General features: G+C 61.6%; 1 protein-coding gene. It reads left to right on the forward strand.

Features of this window, described 5'->3' with window-relative positions; all coding sequences use genetic code 11:
* Positions 1 to 177: 177 nt before the first annotated feature.
* Positions 178 to 1,434, forward strand: a 1,257-nt coding sequence (locus ACF8MI_RS15825; RefSeq protein ID WP_392492016.1) for an acetolactate synthase large subunit, incomplete at its 3' end; no start/stop codon positions are given.

The raw sequence follows: 1,434 nt of genomic DNA on the forward strand, positions 1-1,434 counted from the left end.
CGGGCAAAAAATCAAGACTGCGACAACATTGCTGTCACATCAACGTGACTTTCCCTCATCCACCCTACGTCAAGACTTTGGTTCAGGGCACTCCTGCCCCTGAGCCTGGCGATGCCAGCGTACCGTGCTGCGCATTTCTGGACTTCCACCGTCCCATCACTTGAGGTAGCAAGCAAGATGGCCAAGGCCGCCGATGTTGTAGTGCAATGCCTGGAAAACGAAGGTGTCGAGTATGTATTCGGCATTCCCGGTGAAGAAAACCTCGACCTGCTCGAATCCCTGCGCAAGTCGAAGATCAAGCTGGTACTGACCCGTCACGAGCAGTCTGCAGGCTTTATGGCCGCCACCTATGGCCGTCTGACCGGCAAGACCGGCGTCAGCCTGTCGACCCTCGGCCCCGGCGCCACCAACCTGGTTACTGCCAGCGCCTACGCCTACCTGGGCGGCATGCCGATGATGATGATCACCGGCCAGAAGCCGATCAAGAAGTCCAAGCAGGGCCGCTTCCAGATCATCGACGTGTGCGGCATGATGGACCCCATCACCAAGTACACCCACCAGTTCGCCTCGGCCGACAACATCCCGTCGCGCATGCGCGAAGCCTTCCGCCTGGCCGAAGAAGAAAAGCCGGGTGCGGTACACTTGGAGCTGCCGGAAGACATCGCCGCCGAGCAGACCGATGCACTGCCGATCCCGCGCAGCCTGCACCGCCGCCCGCTGGCCGAGCATGTGGCCATCGAAGCCGCCGTGCAGAAACTGCATAACGCCCGTAACCCGATCCTGGTGATCGGCGCCGGCGCCAACCGCAAGATGACCGCCAAGGTCCTCAAGCAACTGATCGACAAGACCGGCATCCCGTTCATCACCACCCAGCTGGGTAAAGGTGTGGTCGACGAGCGCCACCCGCGCTTCCTGGGCAACGCCGCCCTGTCGTCCGGCGATTTTGTGCATCGTGCGGTTGAAGCCGCTGACCTGATCGTCAACATCGGCCACGACGTGATCGAGAAGCCGCCATTCTTCATGGTCCGTGGTGGCACCGAAGTCATCCACATCAACTTCCGTTCCGCCGAAGTCGATGCCGTGTACTTCCCGCAGGTCGAAGTGATCGGCGATATCGCCAACGCCGTGTGGCAGATCAGCGAAGCCCTCACCGAAACCTCGCACTGGGACTTCACTCGCCTGATGGCCATCCGTGAAGCCAACGAAGCGCAAATCGCCGAAGGCGCCGACGACGACCGCTTCCCGGTCTACCCGCAGCGCCTGGTTGCCGACATCCGTCGCGTGCTGCCGTCCGAAGGCATCGTTGCCCTGGACAACGGCATCTACAAGATCTGGTTCGCCCGCAACTACAAGGCGCACAAGCCAAATACCGTGCTGTTGGACAACGCCCTGGCGACCATGGGCGCCGGCTTGCCATCGGCCATGGCGGCGCAC

Origin of the sequence: Pseudomonas sp. yb_9 (assembly GCF_043103635.1) — a bacterium.
GTDB classification, from domain to species: Bacteria; Pseudomonadota; Gammaproteobacteria; order Pseudomonadales; family Pseudomonadaceae; genus Aquipseudomonas; species Aquipseudomonas monteilii.